Consider the following 11,071-nt stretch of genomic DNA (forward strand, 5'->3'; position numbering starts at 1 on the left):
TCTAATTTCAGAATCCGTCAACCGACGGAGAACTGAAATTATGAAGTCGAACTGATCCCGATGCATAGCCATCGGGATCTAATGGATTCTATTCCCCGCCCCTTGGGGTGAATCGAGAAACATCATACTTTGTGATACCCCGCTGCTCTGCGGCGGGGTAGTTCATTTCTTGGAGATAGACTTTCAGAAAAAACAATCATGATTCCCGGGAATCACCAGCAGAAATGAAAGTAGTTGTAAGTTGCTACTCATTTACCCTCTCTCCTGTTCCCGTCCGACAGGTTCATCCGGGCGGGTCTCCCTTCCGGAATCTACTCTTTGTTTACATTTTTTTGATTGTCTGATTAAATATTGGCCAATATTATTTCGTCCGGGACAACGAACAATCACTAAGCAACTTTCTTCGCCGGACGAGATGCGGGCTGTTAACCGGCCCGGCGCTTCCCGTCAAAAGCCGGGCAGGCGCACCGGGTTATTCACATTCGACACTTTCAGTGTCATTTTATATTCACCCCGGAAGGGTGAAACAATAATAACCGCGGGTAAACGAACGTAGAGAGTGAAACCCGTGGTATTGATCAGTATCAGGGATAGGCGCAAACACCCCGCAGTTCAGAGATTTAAAGTTATTTGCGCCGTATTGCCATCGTGAAGTTGAAATAATTGTCCCAAAATATTTGTGTATAGAGGGTAGCTGCGCGCGGAGAGGGACGATCCCGAGTACTCGGGATCATGGTGAGTCAATAATACTTGATTCTACTATGATAACAAATTATTGCACAACCAGACTTTTAAAAAAAAGCAGGATGTGTCATGAAAAATCAGACAATCCTGCTTTAAATAAAAGTGCCCTTATTACTGTTACTTTTTAATAATTTTTTCAGTGTATTGGTGTCCCTGAGAGCTTACAACAACGATGTAAAGACCGGGAGACTGATCATACAGATCAATGGTGCTCATCGTATTTGTTATAAAGTCTTCCATGATCTTTGCCCCAATTGAATTATAGACTGCATAGGAATCCGTTTCTCCAATTGCAGAAATCCGCAGGGTAACGTTGTTTTCAGTCGGATTTGGATAAACCGATAAGAAGGTTTTATCTTCCGGCGCAAACAGATCTGCACTTGAGCCCGGCATTGATGAACCGGGAGCTGCTCCTCCAAAGGAGACTTCATAATCTTCCACCTCACCCTCAAAATCATCATCACAGGCAGCCGGAGTTTTTCCGGTTTTCATACTCACTCGCATCCGGGTAACTCCATAAGCATAGTCAGGGATCGTGATGTTGGAAATTACATCGCCTTTATTATTATTGGCTGCAAGAACCGTTTCATCTGCATCGTCAAAATCCCCGTCATGATTGAAATCGATCCATATTCTCCAGAAATTACGCGAGCTGGTAAGCGATGGAATAAGTGTGATATCATAGCTTTGTCCCGGAAGCATATCGATGCTCACATTCGAGAAAGAGTATCCATCGTCGGTCAATGATTCATAACCAGTATTATTGATCATTACGCTTTCAATATAGTTACTCGTACTGTTCAAATTAACAGGTGTACAGTAGGCAACTTCTCCCTGAGCCAGTACGGTAATTACACCCGTTTTTGTGTCTGAACCATAACTGTTTGTTGCGGTGAACGTTACATTGTACGTCCCGGCGCTTGAATAAGTGACCGTTGGATTCTGACTGGTTGATGTTGCCGGATTTCCTCCAGCAAATGTCCAGGCCCAGGATGTTGGAGTATAGGCTGAAATATCGGAAAACTGTACGCTTTCCCCAGCATTAATGGTATAAAGATTGGCGGCAAATTCGGCCACCGGTGCCAGAGGCTGAGGTGCCATAATCTGAACAGTATAATCTTCCACTTCACCAAGGTCTATGTACCCACATGCCGTTGGATCTGATTTTCCCATGGCAACACGCATTCGGGTTGTCAGGTCCAGGTTGTCAGGAATTGTGATTGATCCGCTAACCGCCGATTTGCTTTTTGAGGCAGTGAATACTTTTTCATCGTCAGTGAAATCCATATTCTGATCGTAGTCGATCCAGACTGTCCAGTATTCAAATTTATCGCGTGAACTAAATCCCGGTGCCAGTTCTATGGCATAATTTGATCCTGATTCCAGCGTAAATGTTGTGTTTGTAAAGTCGGCATATCCTCCATTCGATCCCGATGTTTTTATAGTATTTCCGATCGAGATCTTTGTTATCCATTCTTCACTTGCAACAGGCGATGGGATACAATACTCCGGTATAGCCTGTTCAACCTGAATGTAATTCTCAATGGTTTTGGTGTCGTTACCGCCTTTGTTGGATACGGTTAACGTTACTTTGTAACTGTTCGGATTTCTGTAAGTTACTTTCGGATTGGCTTCTGTTGAAGTTGCGGGTTCGCCGCCTTCAAATTGCCAGTACCAGGTATCCGGACTGTTATTAGACTTATCAGTAAAGTCCACCTGCCCTCCTTCTGTAATCAGTGTTTGATCTGCAGTAAAATCTGCAACAGGAGGAGTTACCGGCTCGTTAACTGTTATAACGCCGCTGTATGATTTGGTATCGGAACCGTCGTCATTTGTAACCGTTAAGCTAACTCCATAGTTTCCGGCTGTATTGTAGGTGATTGTTGGATTTTGTGCGGTTGATACATCAGGTGTTCCACCTGTAAAAGTCCACGACCACGAAGTCGGAGAATTTGTCGATTCATCTGTGAACGAGATGGATTCACCGGCATCAATTGTTTGTGCACTGTATGAGAATGCCGCAACCGGAGGATATGTAACAACCGGTTGTGTGGTAACCTCGATAAAGCCATTTAATGTCAGCGTGCCTGTGCCGTCAGCATTGGTGGCAGTTAAAGTAACATTGTAAGTTCCGGCCGTATTATACACAATAGTCGGATCCTGCTCGTTCGAACTGCCTGGTGTTCCACCCGGGAATTCCCAGTACCATTCATCCGGATTATTGGTCGAAAGATCAGTAAAATTAATAATGGTTCCTTCGGTAACCGATGTCTGACTGGCCGTGAAATTAACAACCGGCGGAGCAGGTTCAGCAACAGTAATATAAGAAGCAATCGTTTTTGTATCTGATCCATCGTCGTTTGCAGCGGTAAGTGTTACTGCATAAGTTCCGGCTGTATTATAAGTGATTGTGGGATGCTGTGCGCTTGATGTCGACGGACTGCCACCGGTAAAAGTCCAGTTCCAAGTGGTGGGAGTATTGGTCGATTGATCGGTAAACGAAACGCTTTCTCCTTCTTTTATATTGGTAACATCTGCGACAAATGCTGCTACCGGAGGCGTAGGAATACGATCAACTGTAATAAAGCCGGTCGCAGTTTTGGTATCTGAACCGCCTGAATTTGTTGCGGTCAGGCTTACATTGAAAGTTCCCGGAGTATTAAATTTGACTACCGGATTCTTTGCCGTTGAGGTAGAAGGAGTACCGCCTTCGAATGTCCAGCTCCAGGAAGTTGGTGTATTGGTGGACAGATCAGAGAATGTAACTGATTCGCCTGCAGTAATCGTACTTTGATTTGCAGAGAAATTTGCAACAGGTGCAATAACCGGAGCATTCACCCGAATGTAATCCGTCATTATTTTGGTGTCTGATCCGTCGGCATTGCCTGCAGTTAAAGTCACATTATAAGTACCTGCGGTACTGTAAGTAACTGTTGGATTCTGAGCCGTTGATGTGGCCGGAGATCCTCCCTCAAAGGTCCAACTCCAGGTTGTGGGTGTATTGGTAGAAGCATCAGTAAAAGAGACAGATTCACCTTCTGTGATTATTGAATTATCGGCAGTAAAGTTGGCAACCGGCGCATTTGTTAATGGCGAGGTTATCGCTACCAAATAATCTCTTACTTCTCCATAAGGAAATATTTCACATTGAGATGGACTTCCACCTCTTTTCATGGAAATACGCATACGGGTTGTAATATTCAAATTCGGTGGAAATGTTATGGAACCAGTTACCATACCGCTTATTGCAGCACTGGCATATGCTAATTCCCCATCATCATCAAAATCCAGATCACCATTATAATCGATCCATATTTTCCAGTACTCTTCATATGCATTTCCGCTATATCCGGGGACCAGGTAAATATTTTTACTTGTACCTCCACTCACTTCAATCGTGTACACATTGGTCATATCCTGATAACCGGTTGTACCGGTAGATTGGGATCCAATCGGTACTGAGCCCAGTTGTAATGTTTTTATCCATTCTTCAGAAGCGTTTCCATGTGAAGTACAATAGACTTTTTCAACCGAAACATATCCGGGAACAGTTTTAGTATGCGTTCCCGATGTATTGGTTACTGTCAGACTAATATCGTAAATACCAGGCTCATCGTATGTAACTGTAGGATTTCTTTCTGAGGAGCTTGCGGGATATCCTCCTTCAAATGTCCATGACCAGGAAGTTGTATTTTCGCTGGATAAATCAGTAAAGTCAATACTTTCTCCCTGGATTATTTCTGTTCTGTCTGCTGAAAAATCAGCAACCGGAGGATTATTAAGCGGTAAACAAAAACCATACTGATCTAGCGGGCCTAATGTTGGATCAGCATCATTACCGTCAGCCTGGTCTGGCCCTGGGCAATTTGCCGGCTTCGGACCTATTCCCCACCAGTAGTATCCATCTCCATCAGCATCAGTATATTTAACAGTATAGGGTTGAACAAGGCTTGTAACAGGCGCTTCCAGTGCATGTGTCCATCCAATATTGCTGATCGGTGTTTCTACATAAACATATCCTGCATCTCCGGAATAGGATCCCCAGCTGTTTTTAAAGATCCAAACTGTCTTTCCAATCAAAGGATCGTTAGCTTCAACTGTAATCCAGTACCTCTGCAGGTCTAGGTCTCTGTAGTAAAATACATCTCCTTCTTCAACAACCTTATATCCAACTAGGACCATCGCATGGCTCCAGTCATAAAGTCCTCCGCTGACCGGGCCTTTTTCAATCAGCATACGTTTAAGATCATCCTCTGTTCTTGGATAAGCAGTAGAACCAAAATCAATCTTTCCTCCAATTTTAATAAGCTCGGATGGACTTTTTGACTTTTCATTACAGGATAAATCTGCTCCTTCATAAGGGAAAGCTCCTTCGTCAACTATACCTGTATTTGTAATGTAATTCAGGGCAATACTCGGATATCCTCCTGTGCAACTTCCGGCTCCACTACAGGACAATACGTCCTGTTCTGCTAAGTCCAGTTCAAGAATTTGGTTATAATAGACATTTACTATAGCCTCGGTTGCCCCGGTTGATGCAAAAGCCCAACAGGATCCACAGGCTCCTTGATTTTTTACTGAAGTGATCCAGTTCTTCCCGTGCCGGTCTCGCCAGTCCCATTCTCCAACATAAGGACTGGATGATGTTGTAGTGGCTGATTTTAACGTGCCATCAGTCGTAGTGGTTGACGCTGAACTACCGGCAGTTATTACCCCGCCTGCATAATATTCAAAACCGGCAGGAAAGGTACTTTGTCCATACAGTTTTTTTCTTTCTCCATAGCTTAGCTGCGAAACACTTGTTTCTCCGGCCACCCAGTGTTTACCTTTCTTTTTTAGGTTCTGGTTGATCTTCCGGATCTTTGCCTCGTTCTGACCTTTCTTCTTTTCCTTTTTTACGCTTGCTACATCGAGACCCGGAGCAACAGCTGTTGCATAAGTGATACCTGTAAGTTCAAGATCGGCATTTTCAAGCTCAATGTATATAGCGTACGGTTTTATACGATCCAGAATCGCTGTTTCTTCACAAACGTTTTTTATGGAAAAAGAGCTTTCCTCTTCTGCCAGCAGCTGATAACTCTCATAGATCAGGTACTCCTCAAAATTACTATCGATTAATACCAGCCGAACCAGGGATTTATCGTCCTTGAGTTCAACATTTGCACTGATATCAAGTCCGTAAATCACATTTCCGTTTTCATCAAACGGGAAAATTTCAGCAGACTTCGAAAAGGTTTGATCAATTGACATGGATACCGGATTCGTTCCTGCCATTTTGAATTTGTTGTCTGGGGTTTGTCCATACAACGCACTACCGATAAAAATTAGCATCAGCAATGCCAATAACTCTGATTTTTTCATAACAAAACTCTAGAATTTGATTTAATGGTCTTGTTTCGTTGTATTCTGATCATTCAAAAACAATCAGCGGGTTTGTCTGTAAAAACAAATGTCCTTAATTAAATTCTACTCACAACTTAATTAATTAATAAACTAAACTATTTAACTCTCTCAGTCGATAAGAATACTGGGATTGAATCGTCCATGAACTCTTGATCGATTTTATATTACGGGTTCAGGAGACGAATGTAGATGTTCGTTTTTTTATACACAAGCTATTTTTTTAACACACAACGATTTAGGAATGATCAGGACTGTTTAAAAAGTTGTACAGTATCAGTATTTACTGATAGTTTGACATTCCAAACAGCCGCTAAAAATATTTTTGCAAATTTTCATAATCGACTGATAAACAGAAGAGTTGTGAACAGTTGCTTTCTTATGTAAAGCCCGGGAGTAATAAATTTTACTTTCGGGATTTTTAAACTATACGATATCACGGGATCATGAGTTCGAGGATGCAAATGCACAAATCTGACGTTTAAATTGAGATTTAAAAATATATAATATCAAGCTTTATATGCGGAATTTTCAAAATCCATATAGGTAATTTCCCTAATTGACAGATTACATATTTCTTTGTATATTGTTTTGCTTGGTTAAATGTATTCATCCTTTCCACAAAACCAACCAGAAGTATGTTCGTCGAATTTGATTGAATAATGCTTAAATAATTAGCTTGGAACAGATAATTTATCTTAACGGGGATTATTTAAAGTGTTTGGAATCAATTTGAAAAATTATTATTGTCTGAATATGTTTCAGGCAAGAATATCTAACCTTAAAATACCGCACATATGGGTAAGATAGCCTTACTGGAAAAATTTACACTTTACGGAAAGGGAATAAAAGCAATTCTTCATAACGCTCAAATAAATAACGATATAGTGCAGGCGAAAAGCATAGAAGAATTAACAATTAAACTCGGGGATGAAGATCCCGATGTGGTTGTTTTTGATATTTGCCATTGCGAAAATTTAGGAATTAAGGCACTTCGAAAACTTAGAAAAAACTATTCAAAATCTCCTGTTTTATTGCTAGTTAGTCAGGATTGTTCCGAATATTTTGAAGCCTACATTAGGTCTGGTGTGAAGGGTATTATTTTTGATAATGCAGACGAAAAAAAACTGATAAAAGCGATCTTGAAATTAATGAACGGAGAAGAATTTTTTAGCAAAAAGGTATGGGTTATAATCCGGACAACTATTCGTGTCCGGAAAAATGAAAAGCAAAATGATCAGGTTCTTACCAACAGGGAACTGGAAATTATAGTACAGTTTTCAAAAGGCAGGACATATAAGGAGATTGCTGCCTATTTGAATATCAGTCCGCGAACAGTAGAGGCTCATAAAAGAAATATCCTGGAGAAGCTGAATATAAAATCTACAGCCGAAATGATACGTTACGCATTTCAGCATCATATTTCAGCATAAAATATTCGTAAAATAATCTTTAACAAAGGCCCTAATCCGGGTATTATTTCTAATCTTCAATCTACGCAGCGGAAACTTTTACATGTACTTTAATAAACAAGTTTTTACAAAAAAAAAAACGACCTCAAACACGTTACATTCAAATCAGTAATTACGTAGTAATCCCAATTGACTCCCGGTCGTCTATTTCGTAACTTTTATTTATAAGAATTGAACTTAAATGTACCATACCCCGGGAATATAATTCAATTATAAAACAGAATACCTGTCGGGTGTTTTTTCTGATGATTTGATATAAAAAAAAACTGAAAGCAATTTATATCTAAAACTATCAGATTATGAGAAAAATCTACGTGCCTTTACGAACAGCCCGCGTACTGCTATCAGCAGTTTTGACGGGCATTATGCTGTTTACCACCAGCGTTGGCTTTGGACAAACAGTAACTACCGACAAAACCGACTATTTCCCAGGTGATGTTGTCTTTATAACAGGCTCAGGGTGGCTGGCCGGTGAAACCGTATTATTGGTTATCGACCACCAGATTTACGACCACCCTAACGATACGCTCTATGCTGTTGCCGATGACATTGGCGATATCGATAACCATGAATTTCAAATTGAAGAATGGGATCTGGGTGAAGCATTTCTTCTAACAGCAAAAGGATTATCCAGTCTGCTGGAAGCGACGACCACTTTCACAGATGGGCAGACGGATATTTACGACATGGATTTCACTGCTGCGGCGCCGTATACCTACGATCATGAAACAGGTGGCGGAGCTTTTAACGACCGTACAGTGGGTAAATACGATGATATTGTTGAATCGCTGGAAGGCGGTGATTTTAAATGCGGTGACGTTGTTACCTATTTAATGCATATCGTAACTGACCCTTTAGAAGATGCTGAATATGCAACCGAAACTATCGAACTTGATTTTTCATTTTTAGCGACCACTACCGGACAGCCAGGAATTGGACATGAATATATTAAAGGTGTTGCAATAAATTACAACACAGATTTCGTTGGTACCGCTAACGATGGTGATCCGGATACCGGAATTAGTGACAATCATGATAGTGAAGCAGAATTAATGACTGATCCGTACTTACTTTCGGCAGATGGAAATAATTTACTTGCCACTATTCAAATAGATAGTCTTAATCCAGGCGAGGAAGTTGTTCTACGAATTGATGTAGTTATCGAATGTGTTCCGGGGAGCGATCCTACCGGTAACCTGCAGGCAACACTTGATGCAGCCCATGTAATTTGGGGCATTGATTTTAATGGTGTCGAATACGATCTGGATAACGCAATTCCGGGAAGTGGTGCCCAGACAGTACCTTTTAAAAGTATTGGGGATATTATCCAGTATGCAAAAATTATTGTTGTAAAAGATGCCGTCCCGGATAATGCGCAGGACTTTCGATTTTCATTTACTAATGGAGTTACAGAATCATTCTCCTTAGACGATGATGCAGATGCAACATTATCCAATACAAAAGAGTTTGTTGGGCTACTACCAGGTACATATGTGGTAGAAGAGATTGATAAGGCATTACAACTACCACCTCTGGACTGGGGACTTACAAACATAACATATGAAGGATATAACATTCATACCGGCCCCATTACTCCGGATGTTACTACGGCAGTAGATGTAGGTACAGCGACTATTAATATTGACTGGGATCAGGTAATTACCGTTACTTTTACAAATGAGTCAAAGGCTTCCTGTGTGCCGCCTCCTTGTGATATTACCGGTAATGATCCGGTTTGTCCCGGGGCAACTGAAACATATAGCTACCCATTTGCTGTAGATGGCCTTCTATTTTCATGGAGTATAAGCGGTGCTGCTACAATTTCGGGAGACACTGATGGCCCATCCGTAGTTGTAGTAGCGGATAAAGTATGTGATCAGACTTTCACTTTAACCGTCAGAGTAACCAGAGACGATGATCCAACTTGTTTCACGGATTGTAGTTTGACTGTTACCATCGAAGATCATACTCCGCCGGTAGTCACTCCGCCTACGGATGACCTGACCATGAAATGCTTCGATGCCGACCTGGTTGCCGCATGGGCAGCCGGAGCTTCAGCAAACGATCTCTGCGACGGAGCTGTTGATGTAGATTTTTCATATATTCCACCAACAAGCAACTGCAATCAAGAAATTATCGTTTCTTTTTATGCAGAAGATTTCTGCACGAATGGCGCATTAGCAACAAAATCATTTATTGTAAATGACGACGAGCCGCCGGTACTCACCGGTTGCCCAGACGGTGTGACTGTAGAATGTGACAATATTCCTAATCCGGCTAACGTAACAGCTACCGACAACTGTGATGCTGATGTTACACTAACCTTTACCGAGGCCCGCACTGAAGGAGATTGCGGTCTGATCTTGATCGAGCGTACATGGACTGCTACCGATGCCTGTGGTAACGTGGCAAGTTGCACACAGTTAATCAAGGTTGAGGACACTACTCCTCCGGTTATTGTTTGTCCGCCTGATGTTACAGTAGAGTGTGACGAAAGCACCGATCCAGATAACACAGGATATGCAACGGCCACCGATAACTGCGATAACCAAGTGGTAATCACATGGGCTGATGATGAAGCCATTGGATCATGTGGACTGACAAGTATTGAACGTACCTGGACAGCCACTGACTGCGACGGCAATGCAGCAAGTTGTATTCAGATTATCACCGTTGTGGATACCAAACCGCCGGTTATCAAATGTCCAGCCGATGCTACGGTTGAATGCGATGTCGATAATTCACCGACAGCTACCGGATATGCAACAGCTACCGACAACTGCGACAACGACGTGGAAATCACATGGGCTGATGTTACTACCGATGGAGACTGCGGACTGGCACTGATCGAACGTACCTGGACTGCAAAAGACTGTGACGGTAATATTTCCACTTGTGTACAGACCATTAAGGTTGTGGACACTACGCCACCGGTAATTCTTTGTCCGAAAGATGCTACCGTTGAATGTGACGAAAGCACAGATCCGTCAGCCACAGGGTTTGCTACGGCCACTGACAACTGTGACAATGAAGTTGAGGTAGCATATAGCGATGAAATCGCTGCAGGAGATTGTCCGCAGGAATCTGTTATTACCCGTACATGGACAGCAACAGACTGTCACGGTAATTCAGTCTCTTGTGATCAGATAATCACGGTCAGGGATAATGTACCTCCTTCAATCAGTTGCCCGGCTGATGTGGTATTCGATTGTAAAATGGGTGATCCGGGAACCGCAACTGTTTCTGATAACTGTGATGAAAATCCAGCCTTGTCCTATAGCGATGTAGGAAGCCTGGATGACTGTGGATACGGAACCATTACAAGAACATGGAGAGCTACTGATTGTGCCGGAAACTTCGCCACTTGCGTGCAAACGATCACGGTCAGGGATAATGTACCTCCTTCAATCAGTTGCCCGGCTGATGTGGTATTCGATTGTAAAATGGGTGATCCG

General features: G+C 42.2%; 3 protein-coding genes. 2 read left to right on the forward strand and 1 reads right to left on the reverse strand.

The features are described 5' to 3' along the window. Window positions 1-861: 861 nt before the first annotated feature. Window positions 862-6,105, reverse strand: coding sequence for a PKD domain-containing protein (locus WFY05_RS14420; RefSeq protein WP_340113598.1), 5,244 nt, complete (start codon window positions 6,103-6,105; stop codon window positions 862-864). Window positions 6,106-6,941: 836 nt separating this feature from the next. On the opposite strand from WFY05_RS14420, the gene WFY05_RS14425 reads away from it, so the two are divergent. Both WFY05_RS14425 and WFY05_RS14430 read left to right on the forward strand, forming a co-directional pair. Continuing rightward, window positions 6,942-7,577, forward strand: coding sequence for a LuxR C-terminal-related transcriptional regulator (locus WFY05_RS14425; RefSeq protein ID WP_340113599.1), 636 nt, complete (start codon window positions 6,942-6,944; stop codon window positions 7,575-7,577). Between the two features lie 338 nt (window positions 7,578-7,915). Then, window positions 7,916-11,071, forward strand: a 3,156-nt coding sequence (locus WFY05_RS14430; RefSeq protein ID WP_437127410.1) for an HYR-like domain-containing protein, incomplete at its 3' end; no start/stop codon positions are given.

Source organism: Maribellus mangrovi, assembly GCF_037646455.1.
Lineage (GTDB): Bacteria > Bacteroidota > Bacteroidia > Bacteroidales > Prolixibacteraceae > Draconibacterium > Draconibacterium mangrovi_A.